Origin of the sequence: Cellulomonas sp. JZ18 (assembly GCF_009720485.1) — a bacterium.
Taxonomy (GTDB): Bacteria; Actinomycetota; Actinomycetes; order Actinomycetales; family Cellulomonadaceae; genus Cellulomonas.
This window is the reverse complement of record NZ_CP045245.1, coordinates 1756389-1777719: the sequence shown is the minus strand read 5'-3', so window position 1 is coordinate 1777719 and position 21331 is coordinate 1756389. Positions and strand designations below refer to the sequence as shown.

Here is a 21331-nt window from a genome sequence, read left to right as displayed (position 1 = left end):
GGCTCAGGCGATGCGGGTGCGGACCTGCTCCTCGTCGCCGATCTTGTGGACGACGACCGTGTTGGTCGAGCCCACGACGCCGACGGGCGTGCCCGCGACGACGACGACGTAGTCGCCCACCTCGGCGAGACCGTTCGCGCGCAGGGTCTGGTCCACCTGGCTGACCATGACGTCCGTGCTCTCGACCTCGGGCACCTGGTAGGTCTGCACGCCCCACGACAGGGAGAGCAGGTTGCGCACCGACTCCTCGGGCGTGAACGCGAGCAGCGGGATCGACGAGCGCAGGCGCGACATGCGGCGCGCCGAGTCGCCGGACTGCGTGAACGTCACGAGGTACTTCACCCCGAGCACCTCGCCGATCTCCGCCGCGGCGCGCGTGATCGCGCCACCGCGCGTCGAGGGGACCGAGCCGAGCGGCGCGATGCGCTCGCGCCCGAGCTCCTCGGTGCTCTCGATGATGCGGGCCATCGTGCGGACCGCCTCGATCGGGTAGTCGCCGACGCTCGTCTCGCCCGAGAGCATGACCGCGTCCGCGCCGTCGAGCACCGCGTTGGCGCAGTCGGACGCCTCCGCACGCGTGGGCGGGGGTTCGTGATCATCGACTCGAGCACCTGGGTCGCGACGATGACCGGCTTGGCGTTGCGGCGGGCGAGCTCGACCGCGCGCTTCTGCACGAGCGGCACCTGCTCGAGCGGCAGCTCCACGCCGAGGTCGCCGCGGGCGACCATGATGCCGTCGAAGGCCTGGACGATCTCGGTGAGGTTCTCGACCGCCTGCGGCTTCTCGATCTTGGCGACGACCGGGACGACCCGGCCCTCCTCCTCCATGATCCGGCGCACGTCGTCGTAGTCGGCCGCGGTGCGGACGAAGGACAGCGCGATGATGTCCGCGCCGACGTTGAGGGCCCAGCGCAGGTCCTCCTCGTCCTTCTCGCTCATCGCCGGCACCGACACCGCCACGCCCGGCAGGTTCAGGCCCTTGTTGTTCGAGACCGGGCCCGGCACCTCGACGCGGGTGATGACGTCGTTGCCCTCGACGGCGGTGACGCGGACGAGCACCTTGCCGTCGTCGATGAGGATCGGGTCGCCCGGCTTCACGTCGCCCGGCAGGCCCTTGAACGTCGTCGAGACGCGCTCCTTGGTGCCCTCGATGTCGTCCGTGGTGATGGTGAAGGTGTCGCCCACGGCGAGGGTGTGCTTGCCCTCGACGAAACGGCCGAGGCGGATCTTGGGGCCCTGCAGGTCCACGAGGACGGCGACGGAGCGGCCCGAGGCCTTCGCCGCGGCGCGCACGTTGTCGTACACGCGCTTGTGCACCTCGGTGTCGCCGTGGCTGCGGTTCAGACGGGCGACGTCCATCCCCGCGTCGACGAGGGCCTGGACCTGCTCGGCCGACTCCGTGGCGGGGCCGATGGTGCAGACGATCTTGGCTCTACGCATGGTTCGAGACTAAGCCTTCCTGGGGGCCGGCCACAGGCCGGACGTCCCGACGCGGGCCGCGCACCAGCAGGTACGCGGCCCGGGTCGGAGCGAGGGGGTGGGATCGAAGGGGACGGACGGGGACGACCCGGTCAGGGGCGCAGCGCCACGGTGCTGGCGGTGACCGGGACCGGGAGCTCGGAGGAGCCGGACAGGTAGGCGTCGACCGCCGCGGCGGCCGCGCGCCCCTCGGCGATGGCCCAGACGACGAGCGACTGGCCACGACCGGCGTCACCCGCCACGAACACGCCGGGGACGTCGGTCGCGAAGTCGTCGCTGCGTGCGACCAGGCCGCGGTCGGTGAGCGCGACGCCGAGCTGGTCGGCGATGCCCTCGGTCTCGGGACCGGTGAAGCCCATCGCGATGAGCACGAGGTCCGCGGGGATCTCGCGCTCGGTGCCGGGCTGCGGCACACGGCGGCCGTCGGGCAGGTACTCGGTCGTGGCGAGGCGCAGTCGCCGGACGCGGCCGCTCTCGTCACCCACGAACGCGACGGTGGAGGCGAGGTACTCGCGCTCCCCGCCCTCCTCGTGCGACGAGGAGACCTCGAAGACGACCGGGTCGGTCGGCCACGGCTGGTGCTCGGGTCGCTCCAGCGGCGGGCGCTTGCCGATGGCCAGCGTCGTCACGGACGCGGCGCCCTGGCGCAGCGCCGTGCCCAGGCAGTCCGAGCCGGTGTCGCCGCCGCCGATGATGACGACGTGCTTGCCCTCGGCCGTGATCTGGCCGGGCACGTCCTTGCCGGCGACGACCGCGTTGGCCTGGTGCAGGTAGTCCATCGCGACGTGGACGCCGTCCAGGTCGAGACCCGCCACCGACGGCTGACGCGGGACCGTGGCGCCCGTCGCGACGACGATCGCGTCGTAGCGCGCCTGCAGCTGCGACCACGTGACGTCGCGGCCGACCTCGACGCCGGCGCGGAAGCGGGTGCCCTCGGCGCGCATCTGCTCGAGGCGGCGGTCGATGTGGACCTTCTCGAGCTTGAAGTCCGGCACGCCGTAGCGCAGCAGGCCGCCGATCTCGTCGTCCCGCTCGTACACCGCGACGGTGTGACCGGCGCGGGTCAGCTGCTGCGCGGCGGCGAGACCCGCGGGTCCCGAGCCGACGACCGCGACCGTGTGCCCGGTGAGGCGCTGCGGCACCTGCGGCGTCACGAGCCCGCGTGCGAACGCCTCGTCGATGATCGAGACCTCGACGTTCTTGATCGTCACCGGCGGCTGGTTGATGCCCAGCACGCAGCTGGACTCGCACGGCGCCGGGCAGATGCGCCCCGTGAACTCCGGGAAGTTGTTCGTCGCGTGCAGGCGGTCGATGGCGTCCGCCCACTGGCCGCGCCACACCAGGTCGTTCCACTCGGGGATGAGGTTCCCGAGGGGGCAGCCGTTGTGGCAGAACGGGATGCCGCAGTCCATGCAGCGGCCGGCCTGCTCCTTGAGGAACGGCTGACCCGCCACGAGGTTCGCGTGCACGTCCTTCCAGTCGCGCAGGCGCACCTCGACGGGGCGGTTGGGCGGGAGCTCGCGCTCGCGCACCTTCAGGAAGCCGCGGGGGTCAGCCACGGGCCACCTCCAGGATCTGGTCCCACACGCCGGGCGCCGCGGGGTCGAGGCCCTCGGCCTCGGCCTTCGCGAGGGCGCTCCGCACGCGGGCGTACTCGGTGGGCAGCAGGCGCGTGAACCGCGCCCGGGTGCCCTGGGGGTCCTCGAGCAGCTGGGCCGCGACCGGCGAGCCCGTCTCCTCGGCGTGGACGCGCAGCAGGTGCTCGACCAGCGCCGCGTCCTCGTCGTCGAGCGGCGCGAGCGACAGCTCACCGGCGCGCACCGCCTCGATGTTCACCAGCTCGGGTCGCAGGTCGAGCACGTACGCCGTGCCCCCGGACATGCCGGCGCCGAAGTTGCGGCCCGTGCTGCCCAGCACGACGACCGTGCCGCCCGTCATGTACTCGCAGGCGTGGTCACCGACGCCCTCGACGACGAGCGTGGCGCCCGAGTTGCGCACGCCGAAGCGCTCGCCGACGAGCCCGCGCAGGAGGATCTGCCCGCTCGTCGCGCCGTAGCCGATCACGTTGCCCGCGATGACGTTGTGCTGGCTCGACAGCACCGAGCGCCGGTCGGGACGGACGATGATGCGCCCGCCGGACAGGCCCTTGCCGACGTAGTCGTTCGCGTCGCCGAACAGGCGCAGCGTGATGCCCCGCGGCACGAACGCGCCGAACGACTGGCCCGCCGACCCGGTCAGGGTGACGTCGATCGTGTCGTCCGGCAGTCCCGCACCGCCGTACCGCTTGGTCACGTGGTGGCCCAGCATCGTGCCGACCGTGCGGTTGACGTTGCGGATCGGCAGGTCGATGCGGACCGGCTCGGCCCGCTCGAGCGCGTCCGCCGCCATCGCGATGAGCTGGTTGTCCAGCGCGCGCGACAGGCCGTGGTCCTGCTCCTTCACGTGGTGCAGCGCCGACCCCGGCTTGGGCTGCGGCACCGCGAGCACCGGCGCGAGGTCCAGACCCGCGGCCTTCCAGTGGTCCACCGCGTCGCGGGTGTCGAGCACCTCGACGTGACCCACCGCCTCCTGGAGCGTGCGGAAGCCGAGCTGCGCGAGCAGCTCGCGCACCTCCTGCGCGATGAACTCGAAGAACGTGACGACGAACTCGGGCTTGCCGGTGAACCGCGCGCGCAGCTCCGGGTTCTGCGTCGCGACGCCCACCGGGCACGTGTCGAGGTGGCAGACCCGCATCATGACGCAGCCCGACACGACCAGCGGAGCGGTCGCGAAGCCGAACTCCTCCGCGCCCAGCAGCGCGCCGACGACCACGTCGCGGCCGGTCTTCAGCTGGCCGTCCACCTGCACGACGACGCGGTCGCGCAGGTCGTTGAGCACGAGCGTCTGCTGCGTCTCGGCGAGGCCGATCTCCCACGGCGTGCCGGCGTGCTTGAGCGACGTCAGCGGCGAGGCGCCCGTGCCGCCGTCGTGGCCCGAGATGAGCACGACGTCCGAGTGCGCCTTCGCCACGCCGGCCGCGATCGTCCCGACGCCGAACTCCGACACGAGCTTCGTGTGGATGCGCGCCGACGGGTTCGCGTTCTTGGCGTCGTGGATGAGCTGCGCCAGGTCCTCGATCGAGTAGATGTCGTGGTGCGGCGGCGGCGAGATGAGGCCCACGCCCGGCGTCGAGTGCCGCGTCCTCGCCACCCACGGGTACACCTTGTGCCCCGGCAGCTGCCCGCCCTCACCGGGCTTGGCGCCCTGGGCGAGCTTGATCTGGATGTCGTCCGCGTGGGTCAGGTACTCGCTCGTCACCCCGAAGCGACCCGACGCGATCTGCTTGATCGCCGAGCGACGCTCGGGGTCGTACAGGCGCTCCGGGTCCTCGCCGCCCTCGCCGGTGTTGGACTTGCCGCCGAGGCGGTTCATCGCGATCGCGAGCGTCTCGTGCGCCTCGGCCGAGATGGAGCCGTAGGACATGGCGCCCGTCTGGAAGCGCTTGACGATCTCGCTGACCGGCTCGACCTCGTCGACCGGCACGGGCGGGCGCACGCCGTCCTTGAACCGCAGCAGGCCGCGCAGCGTCATCAGCCGCTCCGACTGCTCGTCGACGCGCTGCGTGTACTGGCGGAACACGTCCATCTGCCGCGTGCGCGTCGAGTGCTGCAGCCGGAACACCGTCTCCGGGTCGAACAGGTGCTCCTCGCCGCCCCGGCGCCACTGGTACTCGCCGCCCACGGCGAGGCGCTGGTGCGCCTGCCGGTTGCCGCTCGCCGGGTACGCGTCCGCGTGCCGGGCCGCGACCTCGGCCGCGATGACGTCGAGGCCGATGCCGCCCAGGCGGCTCGTCGTGCCCGTGAAGTACTTGTCCACCAGCGCGTGCGACAGGCCGATGGCCTCGAACACCTGCGCCCCGCGGTAGGACGCGATCGTCGAGATGCCCATCTTCGACATGACCTTCAGCACGCCCTTGCCGAGCGCCTTGATGAGGTTCGCGACCGCCTTCTCGGGGGTGACGCCGGGCAGGAAGCCGCTGCGCGCGAGGTCCTCGACGGACTCCATCGCCAGGTACGGGTTCACCGCGGCGGCGCCGTAGCCGACGAGGAGCGCCACGTGGTGCACCTCGCGGACGTCGCCGGCCTCGACGACGAGCGAGATCTGCGTGCGCGTGTGCCGGCGCAGCGTGTGGTGGTGCACCGCCGAGAGCAGCAGCAGCGACGGGATCGGCGCGAGGTCCGCGTCGGAGTTGCGGTCCGACAGGACGAGGAAGCTCACGCCGTCGGCGATGGCGCGGTCGACCTCGGCGAAGATCTCCTCGAGCCGCTTCTCGAGCGCCGCTCCCCCGCCGTCGACCTTGTACAGGCCGCGGATGGTGGTCGAGCGGAACCCGTGCGCGGGCGACTTCGCCACGTGCACGATCTTCGCGAGCTGGTCGTTGTCGATGACCGGGAAGGGCAGCGCGAGCTTGCGCGCGTGCTCCGGCCCGTCCGCGAGCAGGTTCGGCTCGGGGCCGATGGCACCGCCGATCGACGTGACGAGCTCCTCGCGGATCGCGTCGAGCGGCGGGTTCGTCACCTGGGCGAACATCTGCGTGAAGTAGTCGAACAGCAGACGCGGACGCTGCGAGAGCACCGCGACGGGCGTGTCCGACCCCATGGCGCCGAGCGGCTCCGCACCGGCCGCCGCCATCGGGGCGAGGAGGACCTTGAGCTCCTCCTCCGTGTAGCCGAACGCGCGCTGGCGCCGGCGGACGGAGGCGCTCGAGTGCGACACGTGGTCGCGCTCGGGCAGCTGCTCGAGGCGGACGAGGTTCTCCTCGAGCCACTGGGCGTACGGCCGCTGCGCAGCCAGCTGCGCCATGACCTCCGCGTCCGCGACGATCCGGCCCTGGCCGGTGTCGACGAGGAAGAACAGACCGGGCTCGAGCCTGCCCTTGGCGACGACCGACGCCGGGTCGAGGTCGAGGACGCCGGCCTCGGACGCGCAGACCACCAGACCGTCCTCGGTCACCCAGTACCGGCCCGGACGCAGCCCGTTGCGGTCCTGCATGGAGCCGATGACCGTGCCGTCGGTGAACGTCATCGCGGCCGGGCCGTCCCACGGCTCCATGAGCGTGGAGTGGTACTCGAAGAACGCGCGCGTGGCCGGATCCATCTGCGCGTGGTTCTCCCACGGCTCGGGGATCATCATCATCATCGCGTGCGGCAGCGAGCGGCCCGCGAGGTGCAGCAGCTCGAGCACCTCGTCGAAGCTGCCCGAGTCGGACCCGCCGGGGGTGCACACCGGCAGCAGCGGCGCGAGGTCGCCCAGCGCCTCGGAGGCGAGCATGCCCTCGCGCGCCGCCATCCAGTTGCGGTTGCCGCGGACCGTGTTGATCTCGCCGTTGTGCGCGATCATCCGGAACGGCTGCGCGAGGGGCCACGACGGGAACGTGTTGGTCGAGAAGCGCGAGTGCACGAGCGCGATCTCGGACGCGTACCGCGGGTCCGACAGGTCCGCGAAGAACGGCTCCAGCTGGCCGGGCGTCAGCATGCCCTTGTAGACGATGGTGCGCGCCGACAGCGACGCGAAGTAGACGCCGGCCTCACGCTCGGCGCGCTTGCGCAGCCGGTACGTGCGTCGGTCGAGCTCGATGCCCGCGAGCTCCCGCGACGGGTCGGCGACGACGAGCTGGCGGAACGCCGGCATCGAGGCCCGCGCCGTGGGACCCACGAGGTCGGCCGTCACGACGACCTCGCGCCACGCGAGCACGTCGAGCTTCTCCTCCGCGGCGATCGCCTCGACCGCACGCACGGCCCGCTGCAGGTCCGCCTCCTCGACCGGCAGGAACGCCATGCCGATCGCGTAGTGCCCGGGCGGCGGCAGCTCGGCGTCGACGACGTCGCGCAGGAACGCGTCGGGGATCTGCGTGAGGATGCCGGCGCCGTCACCGCTGTCCTCCTCGGCCCCGACCGCACCGCGGTGGTCCAGGTTGAGCAGCGCCGTCAGACCGGCGTCGACGATGTCGCGACCCGGTGTGCCGCGCAGCGTGGCCACCCAGGCGAACCCGCACGCGTCGTGCTCGGCGGCGGGGTCGTAGAGGGTGTGCGCGGAGGGCGCCGCGGCGGCGTCGGGGCTCACGGGCGACGTGGACATCAGCACCGTCCTCACAGTCCCCGGGGCCGGGGCATCGCAACAACAGGGGGGGTACAGGGACGTCGTCGGCCCGGTGTGGAGGCGACTATACGGCCCGCGCGCAGGCATGCGGGGCGCCGCCTCGGATGGTGGCCGGGTCGTTCCGACCGCCCGGGTCACCGGGCGGGTGTGGAGGCCTCCGCCTCGTCGTCCTGCGTGCTGGGGGGTGTGCGCAGGAGGGTCGCGTCACGTCCTGGATGCCGACGGCCGACCACGACGAACGCTACCAGCGCACCGACACCGACGATGACGGACGTCCAGACGTTCAGGCGCAGACCCAGCACCGTCTCCGCGGGGTCGATCCGCAGGAGCTCGATCCACAGCCGTCCCGCGGTGTACAGGGCGACGTAGAGCCAGAACACGCGGCCGTGCCCGAGGCGGTAGCGGCGGTCCAGCCAGAGCAGCAGCGCGGCGGCGGCGAGGTTCCACACCAGCTCGTACAGGAAGGTCGGGTGGAACAGCGTGCCGGGCTCGAAGCCGGTCGGCAGGTGCTGCTCGTCGATCCGCAGCCCCCACGGCAGCGTCGTCGGACCGCCGAACAGCTCCTGGTTGAACCAGTTCCCGAGACGGCCGATGGCCTGCGCGACGAGCAGCCCCGGCGCGAGCGCGTCGGCGAACGGCGCGAGCCGCACGCCGTGGCGCCGGCAGCCGATCCACGCGCCGACCGCGCCGAACGCGACGGCGCCCCAGATGCCGAGCCCGCCCTCCCAGATGTAGAGCGCCCGCACGGGGTCGCCGCCGGGGCCGAAGTAGGCGTCGGGCGAGCTCAGGACGTGGTAGATCCGACCGCCGACGATGCCGAACGGCACCGCCCAGTACGTGATGTCGAGGACCGTCTCCGGGTCGCCGCCGCGCTCGGCCCACCGCCGCCGCGTCATGATCGCGGCGACGACGATGCCGAGCAGGATCGCGAACGCGTACGCGCGCAGCGGGAACGGCCCCAGGTGCCACACACCCTGCGAGGGGCTGGGGATCCCCGCGGCGGCGAGCGTCCCGGTGAACGTCATCGGCCCGACCGGTCGGCGAACCGGACACCCTCGGCGAGCCCCGCGACGACCCGCGTGAGCGCGTCGATCCCGGCGCCCTCGTCCACGGCCTCCACCAGGGGGCGCACGAGCGCCGAGCCGACGATGACGCCGTCGGCGTAGCCCGCCACCTGCGCGGCCTGCTCGGGGCGCGACACGCCCAGCCCGACGCACACGCGCTCGGCACCGGCCGCACGCGTGTCGGCGACGAGCTGCTCGGCCCGGGCGCCGACCGTGGCCCGCTCCCCCGTGACCCCCATGGTCGACGCCGCGTAGACGAACCCACGGCTCGCGGCGCTCGTCGACGCCAGCCGCTCGGGCGTGGACGACGGCGCCACGAGGAACACACGATCCAGACCGTGCGCGTCCGACGCCTGCAGCCACTCCTCGGCCTCGTCCGGGATCAGGTCGGGCGTGATGAGCCCGGCGCCGCCCGCGGCCGCGAGGTCGCGCGCGTACGCGTCCACCCCGTACCGCAGCACGAGGTTCCAGTAGGTCATGACCAGGACGGGCGCCCCGGCGTCCGCGACCTGCTCGACCGCGACGAGGGTGTCCTTGACGCGGGTGCCGTTCGCGAGGGCGGCGTCCGCCGCGCGCTGGATGACCGGCCCGTCCATCACGGGGTCCGTGTACGGCATGCCGAGCTCGACGACGTCGACGCCCGCCTCGACCATCGCCCGCACGGCCCGCACGGACCCGGGCACGGAGGGGAAGCCCACGGGCAGGTAGCCGATCAGCGCCGCACGCGGCGAGGGGCCGGAGGCGAGCGCGTCGAGACGCTCGGCGGTCACCGAGCGGACCTGCGTCGTGCTCACAGCTGCTCCCCCTCGTCCGCCTTGACCACCGGCTCGTCCTCGATCAGGCCGAACCACGCCGCCGCCGTCGCGACGTCCTTGTCGCCGCGCCCCGACAGGTTGACGAGGACCACCGCCTCGCGGCCGTCCCGCCCCCACTGCCGAGCCTCGGCGCCCAGCGCGATCGCCCCGGCGAGGGCGTGCGCCGACTCGATCGCGGGGATGATCCCCTCGGTCCGGCACAGCAACTCGAACGCCTGCATGGCCTCCACGTCCGTCACCGGGCGGTACTGCGCCCGGCCGATGTCGTGCAGCCACGCGTGCTCCGGGCCCACGCTGGGGTAGTCGAGCCCCGCCGAGACCGAGTGGCTCGGCAGCGTCTGCCCGTCCTCGTCCTGGAGGAGGTAGCTGCGGGCGCCGTGCAGCACGCCCGGCACGCCGCCCGAGAACCGCGCGGAGTGGCGGCCGGACGCGACGCCCTCGCCGCCGGCCTCGAAGCCGAACAGCCGCACGTCGGGGTCGTCGAGGAACGCGTTGAAGATCCCCATGGCGTTCGAGCCGCCGCCCACGCACGCCGCCACCGCGTCGGGCAGCCGGCCGATCTCCTCGAGCAGCTGCGCACGGGCCTCGTCGCCGATGACCTTGTGGAAGTCGCGGACCATCTCCGGGAACGGGTGCGGACCCGTGACGGTGCCGAGCAGGTAGTGCGTCGACTCGACGTTGGCCACCCAGTCGCGCAGCGCCTCGTTGATCGCGTCCTTGAGCGTCCGCGACCCGATGGTGACCGGGACGACCTCGGCCCCGAGCAGCCGCATGCGGGCGACGTTGAGCGCCTGGCGCTGCGTGTCCTCCTCGCCCATGTAGACGGTGCACTCGAGGTCGAGCAGCGCGCACGCCGTGGCGGTCGCGACGCCGTGCTGGCCGGCGCCGGTCTCCGCGATCACGCGCGTCTTGCCCATGCGCTTCACCAGCAGCGCCTGGCCGAGCACGTTGTTGATCTTGTGCGAGCCCGTGTGGTTCAGGTCCTCGCGCTTGAGGAACACGCGCACGCCCTCGCCGACGTGCCGCGCGAAGCGGGGCACCTCGGTCAGCGGGCTCGGCCGGCCCGTGTACGTGCGGTGCAGCCGCTCCAGCTCGTCCGCGAACGTCGGGTCGGCCAGGGCCTTGTGGTACTCGGTGTCGAGCTCGTCGAGGGCGGCGATCAGCGCCTCCGGGACGAACCGCCCGCCGAAGTCGCCGAAGTACGGCCCGGCCTGCGTGCCCAGCGCGCCGCCCGAGGCGAGGACGTCGCGCATGCTGCGGCTCACCGAGGACCGGCCCGTCGCGCTCACTGCCGCACCGCCCGCAGCGAGGGGTGGGCACCGGCCGCGACCAGGTCGGCGACGGACTGCCGCGGGGCGTCGTCCGTCACGAGCGCCTCGCCGACGAGCACGACGTCGGCACCGGCCCGTGCGTAGTCCATGACGTCGTGCGGACCGCGCACGCCCGACTCGGCGACCTTGACCACGTCGGAGGGGATCGCGGGGGCGACCCGGGCGAACGTCGTCCGGTCGACGTCGAGGGTCTTGAGGTCGCGGGCGTTGACGCCGATGACCCGAGCGCCCGCGTCGACGGCGCGCGCCACCTCCTCGGTGTCGTGCACCTCGACGAGCGCCGTCATGCCGAGCGAGTGGACGCGCTCCACGAGCGACTCCAGCACGGTCTGCTCGAGCGCCGCGACGATCAGCAGGACGAGGTCCGCCCCGTGCGCGCGCGCCTCCCACACCTGGTACGGCGAGACCACGAAGTCCTTGCGCAGCACCGGGATGTCGACTCGCGCCCGCACGGCGTCCAGGTCGTCCAGCGAGCCGTTGAAGCGTCGCCGCTCGGTCAGCACGGAGATCGCGACGGCGCCTCCCGTCTCGTACTCGGCGGCCAGCGCCGCCGGGTCGCTGATCGTCGCCAGCGCGCCCTTGCTCGGGCTGGAGCGCTTCACCTCGGCGATGACGGTGACGGCGTCGTCCACCTTCAGGCGCCCGAGGCAGTGGATCGCCGACTCACGGCGTGCGGCGCGCTCCTTCAGCTCGGCCAGCGGCGTCGCCGCCTCGCGTGCCGCGAGGTCCTCCCGGACCCCCGCGACGATGTCGTCCAGCACGGTCATCGGCGGCTCATCCCCTTCGCCCCGTCGGTACGGCGGCCCGTCGTTCGCCCGTCCGGCGCGCGGTCTGCCACCCGGTCATGCTAGACGTGCGCTGCACCACAGCCGTCCACGGCCCGGTCCGTGGGACCGCGCCGCCCGCCCTCACCAGCTGCTGCCCGACATCTCGGTCGCCCAGGGCAGCGTCACGCCGAGGAACACGAGCGGCACGAGGAACGACAGCACCAGGGCGGCGACCATGAGCACGCCCAGGCCGATCGCGACCCAGCCGAGGATCACCCCCGCGAGGGCGACGCCGTCGTTGTTCGCCTCGCCGCGTGCGACGGCGCGGCGGGCGTTCTGCCCGACGATGACCGCCGGGATGCCCGTGACGAAGCCGCAGGCGAGCACGATGCCGGCGAGCGCGAGCACCAGGGACCAGACGCCGAGGTCGTTGCGGGGCCAGTAGCCCGGCGCCGGGTAGGGCGCGCCGCCCGCGGGGTACGCGCCGCCGGCCGGGTAGGTCCCGCCCGGCCCCTGGGCGCCGCCCGTGGCGTACGCAGCGCCCTGCTGCCCCGGAGCGCTCTGCTGGTACGGAGCGCTCTGCTGGTACGGAGCGCTCTGCTGGTACGGAGCGCTCTGCTGGTACGGGGCGCCCGGCTGGGCGTCGCCCGGCGTCGTCCACGCCGCACCGCCGGTCGGCGCGGTGCTCTCGGGTGCCCCGGACCCTGCCCGCCCCGCCGGCCCGTCGGGGCCCCCGCCGGGCGCGCCACCACCGGGTGCCCCACCACCGCGCGCGTCCGCGCCGGGCGGACCGTACGGCGCCTCCTGGCCGTAGGGACGCACGTCGTGGGCGCGACGCGCCGGGTCGTCGGCACGGGACTCGGACACGGGGGCCTCCGGGGGCAGGGTCAGGTGAGGGGGGCGGGGCCGAGGAACGGTGCCAGCGCCGGCACGTTCCGCAGCACGCCGAAGAGCACGACGACGACGAGCAGCGTCCAGGCGACCCAGGCCGGGGGCGTCCCGGCGGGCACGCCCCGCCAGCGGCGCCACGTCCACAGCGCCCACGCGGCGACGAGCAGGGGCGCGACGACGACCCACAGCGGGTTCGCGGCCCAGGCGCCGGCGACGTCGCCCGTCAGGAGGTCGTGGGTCGCACGCAGCCCGCCGCAACCGGGGCAGTCCACCCCGAGCAGCAGGACCGAGGGGCAGATGCCGTACGACAGCGGCTCGTACGGCGAGCGGACCATGAGCAGCGCCGCCGCCCCCGCGCCGACCGCCGCCACCGCCAGGGGCAGCAGCACGCCCCGGCGACCCGCGCGGTGGCGGGTCGCCGGGGCGTGCGCGACGGAGCTCATGCGGGTCAGGGCGTCTGCAGCTGCTGCTGACGCTCGATCTCGTCCTGCAGGTACTCGGTGAAGCCGTTCCAGCCGCCGTACTCCGCCATCGTCGCGACGAAGCTGATGAGCCAGTACAGGCCGATGACGAGGCCGATCGCACCGAGGATGATGCCCGCCAGGGCGATGCCGCGGTTCGTCGCCTCACCACGGGACGCCGCGCTGCGGCCCAGGAACCCGAGGATCACGGCGGGGATGCCGGGCAGCCACCCGACGCAGCACAGCACGATCGACAGGATGCCGAGCACGAGCGACCAGATGCCGAGGGCGTTGCGGCGCGTCGACCCCGCGGCCGGCTGGTCCCCCCAGCCCTGCTGCGCGGCGTCCTGCCCCGCCTGCCCGTACGCGGGCGCGTCGCCGTAGCTCGGTGCCTGACCGTAGCCGGGCGCCTGGCCGTACGCGGGTGCCTGCGGGTAGGCCGGGGGCTGACCGCCGGACGCGTCGCCGGGCTGCCCGTACGCGGGGGGCTGTCCCTGCGCGGGGGCCGCCGGTGCGTCCGGGCTCGTGCCCGCCGGGTACCGCGGGGCCTCGCCGCCGGACGGCGTCTCGCCGACGCCGGGGGTGGGCTGGGCGTCACCCGCACCGCTGGCACGGGGCTCGTCGTCCGGGGCGTACGGGTCGCGCGGCTCGTTCGGGCTCGACATGCAGCTCTCCCTGCGTCAGGAGGCGTGCTGGCGCACGCCTGCGTCGGACCGGGCGGGCGCGTGCCCGCCGGTCGGGTCAGTGACCGCCGCGGCGCTGCTCGCGAGCGCGCGTGGCGGCGCCGCCCTGGCCGTGGCCCAGCACCTGCAGGACCTTGCCGAGGACGAGGCCGAGCACGATGACGGCCGCACCCACCCAGAAGAGCCAGCCGAGGGCGAGCGCCACACCGACCGCGGCGACGACCGCACCGAGGACGACCGTCCACGTCGTCGTCCAGGCGGCGAGCGTCTTGCCGTGGTTGGTCGGCGGTGTGCGCGGGGGCAGGTGCACCGTCTCGGTCGTCGTGGGGTGCTGCGCGCGATGGGCCAGGGAGTGGTCGGCCATGGGTACGTCCTTCATGCTCGGTTCGCGTCCACCCTAGCCGAGTCGACGGGGGTGCACGCGCTGGTCACAGGGGGTGGGGAAGGGCGGGGCGGCACGGGCCGCCGTGGGGCGGCGCGATCAGGAGGGGTCGTCCCCGCGGCTCAGCGCGTCCCAGTCGGAGCGCCCGTCGTCCTCGGTGCCCGCCCGGTCGCCGGCCGCACCGGGCGCCTCGTGCCGCCGCGAGGCGGACGACCACGCGCCCGGCGCGCGCGCGAGCCCGAGCCCCAGCAGGACGACGAGCACGCCCAGCGCGGCGGACGCGGCGGGCATCGCGCCGGCCTGTGCGTCGAGCGCGGCGGGCTCGACGCCGGTGCGCGCGGCGACCTCGGCGGCCGCGGCGGCCCCCGGGCCCCGCAGCACCGCCACGCCGGCGGCGGCCACGAGCGCACCGCAGGCGGCGACGACGACGCCGACCACCGTGCGCCCCACCCGGCCGACGAGCGCGAGCGCGGCGGCCGACGCGAGCAGGACGAGCGCGCCGGCGACCACCTGCGGCGCGACCTGCGAGCCCGGCACCGCGACCGCGACGTCGCCCTCGATGGCGGTCCTCACGTGCGCCGTCACCCACGTGGGGGCGGCGACCGCACCCGTCGCGGCGGCCGCGACGAGGACCAGCACGGCCCAGCGACCGCGCCGGGCCCGGCGCGCCGGCGCCCCGTCCCGGCCCGACGGGGCGCCGCGGTCGTCGGGCGGCACGGGACCGGACGTCACGGTGCGACGCGGCGCAGACGCGCGGCGACCTGCACCGCACGCACCGCGGCCGCCGCCTTGTTCCGCGACTCGGCGTACTCGTCGGCGGGGACGGAGTCCGCGACGATCCCGCCGCCGGCCTGGACGCTCGCCCGGCCGTCGCGCAGCAGCGCCGTGCGGATCGCGATCGCCATGTCCATGTCCCCCGCGAAGTCGAAGTAGCCGACCGTGCCGCCGTACACGCCGCGCCGGGCCGGCTCGATCTCGTCGATCAGCGCGATCGCCCGCGGCTTCGGCGCACCGGACAGCGTCCCGGCCGGGAACGTCGCCACGAGCGTCTCCAGGGCGGTGGCACCCTGCCGCAGCCGGCCCACCACGGTCGAGCAGATGTGCATGATGTGCGAGAACCGCTTGACCGCCATGAACTCGACGACCTCGACGCTCGTCGGCTCGCAGACCTTCACGAGGTCGTTGCGCGAGAGGTCGACGAGCATGATGTGCTCGGCGCGCTCCTTGGGGTCGGCGAGGACCTCGTCCTGCAGGGCGCGGTCCTCCTCCGGGGTCGCCCCGCGGGGGCGGGAGCCCGCGATCGGGAACGTCGTCACGTGCCCGTCGCTCACCTTCACGAGCGTCTCCGGGCTCGACCCGACGACGGCGAAGTCCCGCCCGTCGGTGTCCTGGAGCGCCAGCAGGTACATGTAGGGGCTCGGGTTGATCGTGCGCAGGACGCGGTAGACGTCCACCGGCTCGGCCGGGCAGTCCAGGTCGAGCCGCTGCGAGAGGACGACCTGGAACACCTCGCCGTCGCGGATGGCCTCCTGCCCGCGACGCACGGCGTCCTCGAACTCCGCCCGGGTGCTGCGGAACTCCAGCTCCGGTTCGGGCAGCGCGGGGTCCAGCACCGAGGTCGCCGGGGGCGCGGGACGGCGCAGGGCGTCCTGCATCGCGTCCAGGCGCGCGACCGCGTCCGCCCACGCCTCGTCGACGCGCTCGTCCGTCGCGTCGAAGTTGATGGCGTTGGCCACCAGCCACACCGACCCCGAGGCGTGGTCGACCGCCGCCAGGTCCGTGGCCAGCAGGAGCGCGACCTCCGGGACGCCGAGCTCCTCGGGGGCCCGGGCCGGCAGGGTCGGCTCCCACTGCCGCACGACGTCCCAGCCGAGCATCCCCACGAGCCCGCCGGTGAGCGGCGGCAGACCCGGGACCGACGGCGTGCGCAGCACGTCGAGCGTGCGGCTCAGGACGTCCAGCACCGGTCCCTCCGTCGGCACCCCGACCGGCACGTCGCCCGTCCAGGCCGCCCGGCCCTCCCGCACGGACAGTGCGGCACGCGAGGCGACGCCCACGAAGGACCAGCGCCCCCACGTCCCGTCGGACTCGGCGGACTCGAGCACGAACGTCCCGGGCCGGCCACCGGCGAGCGTGCGGTAGAGACCGACCGGCGTGACGTCGTCGGCCAGCAGACGGCGCACGACCGGCACGACGCGCCGCGTCGCGGCCAGCTCGCGGAAGTCCTCGAGCGACGGCCACGTGGCACCCCAGGGCAGGTCCGTGGCGGTCGCACGCGGTGCGGCGGTGACGGACGGCTGGGTCACGGGGCGTCTCCTTCGACGGGCTCTGCCGGTGCCTGCGCACCGGCCTCGGTCGGGACGGTGACGGGCAACGGGCCGCCCGCCTCGAAGCACGTGCGGGTGCCGGTGTGGCACGCGGCGCCGACCTGGTCGACGGTGACGAGCAGGGCGTCGCCGTCGCAGTCGAGCGCGACGGACCGCACGTGCTGCACGTGGCCGGACGTGTCGCCCTTGCGCCAGTACTCCTGGCGGGACCGGCTCCAGAACGTGACACGACCGGTCGTCAGGGTGCGGTGCAGCGCCTCGTCGTCCATCCAGCCGAGCATGAGCACGTCACGGGTGTCGTGCTGCTGCACGATCGCGGCGACCAGGCCGGACGCGTCGCGGCGCAGGCGCGCGGCGATCGCGGGGTCGAGGCCGCTGGGGCGGGGGCTCGGGACGGACGGGGAGGCGTCGGGCACCCGACGATCCTGCCACGAGCCCGCGCGCGGCCCGTGCCGCGTCCGGCGCCGCTCAGCGGGTCTGCGCGACCCACGCCGCGTGCATCGCGGCGTAGTGGCCCCCGGCGTCGACGAGCGTCGCGTGGTCCCCGACCTCGACGACCTCGCCGGCGTGCACCACGACGACGAGGTCGGCCGCCTCGGCCGTCGACAGCCGGTGCGCGATCGTCAGCGTCGTCCGCCCGCGGGCGAGCTCGCGCAGCGCCCGTGCGATGCGCACCTCGGCGACCGGGTCGACGGCCGAGGTCGCCTCGTCCAGCAGCAGCAGGTCGCCGTCCGCGAGCCTGGCGCGCGCGAGCGCCACGAGCTGGCGCTCCCCCGCGGACAGCAGCTCGCCGCGCTGGCCCACCGGGGTGTCCAGCCCGTACGGCAGCTCGTCCACCCACGCGTCGAGGCCGAGCTCGACGACGGCCTCCCGCACGCGCTCGGCGGCGTCCGGCCCCGGGGTCCGCAGCCCGTAGGCGACGTTCTCGGCGATGGTCCCGTCGAAGAGGAACCCCTCCTGCGGGACGAGCACGACACGCCGGCGCAGGTCCGCGCCCCGCACGTCCCGCAGGTCCACGCCGTCCAGGCGCACCGTGCCGGTCGTCGGGTCCATGAACCTGGCCACCAGCTTGGCGAGCGTGGTCTTCCCGGAGCCGGTCGCGCCGACCACGGCCACGCCGGTGCCGGCCGGGACGTCGAGCGTCACGTCCCGCAGCACGGGCGGCCCGTCCGGGTAGGCGTACCCCACGCCCTCGAACGTCAGCGCCGCCGGACCGCGCGGGCTGGGCCGGCCCTCCTCGCCGGGGTCGGCGACGTCCACCGGCGTCTCGAGGACCCCGAGCACGCGCCGCCAGCCGGCGACGGCGTTCTGCAGCTCGTTCAGGATCTCCGTGGCCATCTGCACCGGTCCCGTGAACAGCTGCACGAGGAAGAGGAAGGCCAGGACGCGACCGACGGTGAGCTCGCCGAGCACGCCGAGCCACGTGCCGGCGACCACGACGGCGGCCAGCACGAGGTTCGCCGTGAGCACCCCCGAGGAGAACACCACGGCGACGAGGTTCTGCGCGCGCACCATCGCGTCGCGGGTCCCCCGCACGGCCGCGTCGATGCGGCGCTGGGTCCGCGCCGCCACGCCGTACGCCCGGATGGTCTCGGCGCCGACGACGGCCTCCGACACGGCGCCCAGCATCGCGCCGTACCGCTCGCGCACCCGGCCGTAACGGGCGTTGACGCCCTTCTGCATGCGCGGCAGGAGCACGAGCAGCGGCACGAAGCACAGCCACACCAGCAGCGTGAGCTGCCACGAGTACACGGCCATGAGCACGGTCGCGACGAGGATCTGCAGCAGCGAGACGAGCAGCATGATGCCGCCCCACTGCACGAACATCGAGATCGTGTCGACGTCGGACGTGACGCGGGACACGAGGGAGCCGCGGCGCTCGCTGCCCTGCGTGAGCACCGACAGGTCGTGGACGTGCCGGAACGCCCGCGTGCGCAGCGTGAGCAGGCCGCTCTCGCTCGACCGGAAGAGCCGCACGTTGACCGCGGCCGAGCAGGCGGCGCCGACGAGCAGACCCGCCGCGGCGAGGCCGACCAGGAGGGCGACGCGCCCGACGTCGGGTCCGGCCGCGCCGAGGATGCCGGTGTCGACCGTCTGCTGGACCGTCGCCGGCACGAGCACGCGCGCGAGGGCGGCGAGCAGCGCCAGCCCGAGGGTGCCGACGAGCCCGTGCAGCAGCTCGGGCGAGACCTGGACGCCGCGCCGCAGCGTCGCGAGGACGCCGAGCGTGCTCGCGGGCGCCATGCGCGCGTCCGTGCGGGCCTGGGGCCCGGGTGCCGTCCCGCTCATCGTCGACCTCCCCCGGTCCGCGCGTCGTCGACGCGGTCGGTGCCGGCGGCCTGCTGCGCCGTCCCGGCACCGGGCGCGTCGTCGTCGGTGCCGTCGTCCGCCTCCTCCACCGCGCGGGCGTCGGCCCGCTCCCGCAGGCGCCGCGCGGTCTCCTGCTCGTACGCCGTCGCGAGCGCGGCGTACCCCGGGTCGCGGGCGAGGAGCTCCGCGTGCGTCCCGCGGTCGACGACGCGCCCGCCGTCCAGGTGCAGCACCTCGTCGGCCAGCAGCACCGACGACATCCGGTACGCCACGAGCAGCACGGTCGGCACCTGGCCGTCGCCGTCGCCGCGCAGACCCGTGAGGATCGCGCGCTCGACCCGCGGGTCGACCGCCGACGTGGCGTCGTCCAGCACGAGCACGCGGGGCGGCGCACGAGCGCCCGCGCCAGGGCCAGCCGCTGGCGCTGACCGCCGGACAGGTTGGCACCGCGCTCGCCGAGCGGGGCGTCGAGGCCGCCGGGCAGCGCGCGCACGACGTCGTCGACGTGCGCGGTGCGCAGCGCCGCCCAGACCTCCTCGTCGGAGGGGGCCGCGGGGTCGTCCGCGTCCGCGAGCGTGACGTTGCCGCGCACCGTGTCCTCGAAGACGAACGTCGACTGGCTGACGTACGCGACCTGCGCGGCCAGGTCCGCGGCCGCGAGCGTGCGCACGTCGCGGCCGTCGACCTCGACCGCCCCGGCCGAGGGGTCCGCCAGGCGCGGCACGAGCCCGACCAGCGTCGACTTCCCGGAGCCGGTCGGCCCGACCACCGCGAGCGTCCGGCCGGCCGGCACGTGCAGGTCGACGTCGTGCAGCAGCGCCGCCTCCCCGTCCGCGGTGGGCACGTGCAGCGTCACGCTGCGCAGGCGCACGTCCGCACCGCCGGCCCCGCGCGGCAGGTGCACGCCGTCGTCGGCCGGGGCGCCCCGCGCGTCGAGCACGCGGGCGATCCGGTCGTGGCCGACGAGGCCGCGCGGCAGCTCCCCCAGCACCCAGCCGAACGCGCGCACCGGCACCGCCAGCAGCGTGAGCAGGTAGGCGGCCCCGACGACGTCGCCCGTGCCGATGGCGCCGGAGGCGACACGCTGCGTGCCGACGAGCAGCACGAGCAGCGTGCCGAGGTTCGGCAGCAGGTCGATCACCGGGTCGAAGACCGCACGCACCACGCCGACCCGCACGTTGGCGTCCCGCAGCCGGCGGGCGCGCTCGCCGAAGCGCGCCTCCTCCCGGTCCTCGGTGCCGAGGGACTTGACGAGCGAGGCCGCCTCGAAGCTCTCGTGCGCGATGTCGGCGACCTCCGCGCGCAGCTGCTGCGCGCGGGTGATGGCGGGCGTCATGCGGCGCTGGAAGACGAGGTTCGCGACCACCGCGAGCGGCAGGACCACCAGCGCGGCCAGCGCGAGCCACACGTCGGTGCGCAGCAGGGCCACGGCGGCGACGACGATCATCACGACGACGCCCAGGGCGAACGGCAGCGGGTTGAACACGCCGGTCGCGGCCTCGACGTCCGAGCCCGCGTTGGACAGCAGCTGCCCCGTGGGGTGGCGCCGGTGCCACGACATCGGCAGGCGCAGGTACTGGCGCGTCACGGCGCGACGGTGGTCGGCCTGCAGGTCCGCGACGCCGATGCCGGCGAAGATGCGACGCCCCGCGACCGCGACGGCCAGCGTCAGCGCGACCAGGACCATGACGAGACCGGCGAGACCGATGCGCTCGCGCGCCTGCTCCGAGCCGGCGACGGCGGGGACGACGACGTCGTCGGTGGCCCATGCGAGCACGCGGCTCACGCCGACCGTGGCGGCGCCGAACACCGCCGAGGTCGCCACCGCGAGGACGTACGTGCGCGGCTGGGACCGCATGCCGCGCCACACGAGGGCCGCGGACCGCCGGACGGTCGAGCCCTGGAGCGCCGCGGGTGTCGACTGGGCGCGCGTGGGCACGGGGATCTCACACTCCTGCAGGACGGGGGCCTCGCCATCCTCTCACGGGGTCGCGGGTGCGCCCGGAGCCGGCGCGCGTGGCACGATCCGTGCCATGACCTGGCACGAGACCGAGCGCGCATGGCTGGCCGACACGCTGCGCGCCACCCCCTTCGACGCACCCACCCTGTGCGCGGGGTGGCAGGCCCGCCACCTCGCCGCGCACCTCGTGCTGCGCGAGAGGGCGCCGCGTGCGGGCGTCGGCGCGGTCGGGACCGCCGCCACCCGCGGGCCCGAGGCCGCGGTGCAGCGGCTCGCCGAGGACGTCGACGGCCCCGCGGCGTACGCGGCGCTCGTCGACGCGTTCGCGGCCCCGCCGGCGCGCTGGAGCCCGCTGTCGTGGGCCGGTGACGCGGTCAACGCGTCCGAGTACTTCATCCACACCGAGGACCTGCGCCGCGGCGCGGGCCCGGTGCCCCCGCGCGACCTGCCCGACGGCCTGCGCGACCTGCTCTGGCGTCAGCTGCTGCGCATGGCGCCGGTCCGCCTGCGCCGGCTCGGTCCCGGCCTCGTGCTGGTGCGTCCCGACGACGTCCGCTCGGCGGTGCACCGCGCGCGTGCCGGGCACGGCACCGTCGTCGCGCGCGGCGACGTCGGTGAGCTGGTGCTCGCCGTGTCGGGCCGTCTGCAGGCGGCCGACGTGCGGCTCGAGGGTGCGCCGGCCGACGTCGCGGCGGTGCGCGAGCTGCTCACCGGGCCCTGACGC

At 74.8% G+C, this 21331-nt stretch carries 15 protein-coding genes and 2 pseudogenes; 1 reads left to right on the top strand and 16 read right to left on the bottom strand.

The window, feature by feature from the left end; genetic code table 11:
- Positions 1–3: 3 nt before the first annotated feature.
- The 16 genes and pseudogenes from pyk to GC089_RS08015 form a co-directional block, all read right to left on the bottom strand.
- Positions 4–1439 (bottom strand): annotated as a pseudogene (pyk, locus tag GC089_RS08090) (pyruvate kinase).
- Between the two features lie 131 nt (positions 1440–1570).
- Positions 1571–3037: a glutamate synthase subunit beta gene (locus GC089_RS08085; protein WP_155377262.1), complete on the bottom strand. Its 1467-nt coding sequence runs from the start codon at positions 3035–3037 to the stop codon at positions 1571–1573.
- Positions 3030–7595 carry a glutamate synthase large subunit gene (gene gltB, locus GC089_RS08080; protein WP_155377261.1) on the bottom strand — a complete coding sequence of 1522 codons (4566 nt, stop codon included), beginning with the start codon at positions 7593–7595 and terminating at the stop codon, positions 3030–3032. The genes GC089_RS08085 and gltB overlap by 8 nt, the downstream gene beginning before the upstream one ends.
- Before the next feature lie 155 nt (positions 7596–7750).
- A complete protein-coding gene (lgt, locus tag GC089_RS08075; RefSeq protein ID WP_155377260.1) occupies positions 7751–8641 on the bottom strand; it encodes a prolipoprotein diacylglyceryl transferase in 891 nt (296 codons plus the stop codon).
- Positions 8638–9474 (bottom strand): tryptophan synthase subunit alpha, encoded by an 837-nt coding sequence (gene trpA, locus GC089_RS08070; RefSeq protein ID WP_155377259.1) that lies wholly within the window; start codon positions 9472–9474, stop codon positions 8638–8640. The genes lgt and trpA overlap by 4 nt, the downstream gene beginning before the upstream one ends.
- Entirely contained in the window at positions 9471–10748 is a 1278-nt protein-coding gene (gene trpB / locus GC089_RS08065; protein WP_155379040.1) for a tryptophan synthase subunit beta, read from the bottom strand. Before trpB ends, trpA begins: the two co-directional genes overlap by 4 nt.
- Before the next feature lie 32 nt (positions 10749–10780).
- Positions 10781–11593, bottom strand: coding sequence for an indole-3-glycerol phosphate synthase TrpC (gene trpC / locus GC089_RS08060; protein ID WP_155377258.1), 813 nt, complete (start codon positions 11591–11593; stop codon positions 10781–10783).
- A gap of 141 nt (positions 11594–11734) precedes the next feature.
- Positions 11735–12460 carry a DUF4190 domain-containing protein gene (locus GC089_RS08055; protein WP_155377257.1) on the bottom strand — a complete coding sequence of 242 codons (726 nt, stop codon included), beginning with the start codon at positions 12458–12460 and terminating at the stop codon, positions 11735–11737.
- A 20-nt stretch (positions 12461–12480) separates the two neighbouring features.
- Positions 12481–12927, bottom strand: a complete 447-nt coding sequence (locus tag GC089_RS08050; RefSeq protein ID WP_155377256.1) for a DUF2752 domain-containing protein — start codon at positions 12925–12927, stop codon at positions 12481–12483.
- A 5-nt stretch (positions 12928–12932) separates the two neighbouring features.
- Entirely contained in the window at positions 12933–13610 is a 678-nt protein-coding gene (locus GC089_RS19730; RefSeq protein ID WP_155377255.1) for a DUF4190 domain-containing protein, read from the bottom strand.
- A 76-nt stretch (positions 13611–13686) separates the two neighbouring features.
- On the bottom strand, positions 13687–13992 hold the full coding sequence (locus GC089_RS08040; RefSeq protein WP_155377254.1) for an HGxxPAAW family protein: 306 nt from the start codon (positions 13990–13992) through the stop codon (positions 13687–13689).
- A gap of 117 nt (positions 13993–14109) precedes the next feature.
- Positions 14110–14742, bottom strand: coding sequence for a Trp biosynthesis-associated membrane protein (locus tag GC089_RS08035; protein WP_230685144.1), 633 nt, complete (start codon positions 14740–14742; stop codon positions 14110–14112).
- The gene (locus tag GC089_RS08030; protein WP_155377253.1) at positions 14739–16316 is read right to left on the bottom strand and encodes an anthranilate synthase component I; all 1578 of its coding nucleotides are present in this window, start codon (positions 16314–16316) and stop codon (positions 14739–14741) included. Before GC089_RS08030 ends, GC089_RS08035 begins: the two co-directional genes overlap by 4 nt.
- Entirely contained in the window at positions 16313–16753 is a 441-nt protein-coding gene (hisI, locus tag GC089_RS08025; RefSeq protein WP_230685143.1) for a phosphoribosyl-AMP cyclohydrolase, read from the bottom strand. The genes GC089_RS08030 and hisI overlap by 4 nt, the downstream gene beginning before the upstream one ends.
- A gap of 52 nt (positions 16754–16805) precedes the next feature.
- Positions 16806–18626, bottom strand: coding sequence for an ABC transporter ATP-binding protein (locus tag GC089_RS08020; protein WP_155377252.1), 1821 nt, complete (start codon positions 18624–18626; stop codon positions 16806–16808).
- Positions 18623–20505, bottom strand: a pseudogene (locus GC089_RS08015) (ABC transporter ATP-binding protein). Before GC089_RS08015 ends, GC089_RS08020 begins: the two are co-directional and overlap by 4 nt.
- A gap of 175 nt (positions 20506–20680) precedes the next feature.
- Here GC089_RS08015 and GC089_RS08010 point away from each other — a divergent pair.
- Entirely contained in the window at positions 20681–21328 is a 648-nt protein-coding gene (locus tag GC089_RS08010; RefSeq protein ID WP_155377251.1) for a TIGR03085 family metal-binding protein, read from the top strand.
- The last annotated feature ends 3 nt before the right edge of the window (positions 21329–21331 follow it).

What these genes read in the sequence shown, in the direction of transcription:
- GC089_RS08010 (WP_155377251.1), top strand. Translation starts at nt 20,681, where the DNA reads ATGACCTGGCACGAGACCGAGCGCGCATGGCTGGCCGACACGCTGCGC.
- GC089_RS19730 (WP_155377255.1), bottom strand. Translation starts at nt 13,610, where the DNA reads ATGTCGAGCCCGAACGAGCCGCGCGACCCGTACGCCCCGGACGACGAG.
- gltB (WP_155377261.1), bottom strand. Translation starts at nt 7,595, where the DNA reads ATGTCCACGTCGCCCGTGAGCCCCGACGCCGCCGCGGCGCCCTCCGCG.
- GC089_RS08040 (WP_155377254.1), bottom strand. Translation starts at nt 13,992, where the DNA reads ATGGCCGACCACTCCCTGGCCCATCGCGCGCAGCACCCCACGACGACC.
- trpC (WP_155377258.1), bottom strand. Translation starts at nt 11,593, where the DNA reads ATGACCGTGCTGGACGACATCGTCGCGGGGGTCCGGGAGGACCTCGCG.
- lgt (WP_155377260.1), bottom strand. Translation starts at nt 8,641, where the DNA reads ATGACGTTCACCGGGACGCTCGCCGCCGCGGGGATCCCCAGCCCCTCG.
- GC089_RS08050 (WP_155377256.1), bottom strand. Translation starts at nt 12,927, where the DNA reads ATGAGCTCCGTCGCGCACGCCCCGGCGACCCGCCACCGCGCGGGTCGC.
- trpB (WP_155379040.1), bottom strand. Translation starts at nt 10,748, where the DNA reads ATGCGCGACGTCCTCGCCTCGGGCGGCGCGCTGGGCACGCAGGCCGGG.
- GC089_RS08020 (WP_155377252.1), bottom strand. Translation starts at nt 18,626, where the DNA reads ATGAGCGGGACGGCACCCGGGCCCCAGGCCCGCACGGACGCGCGCATG.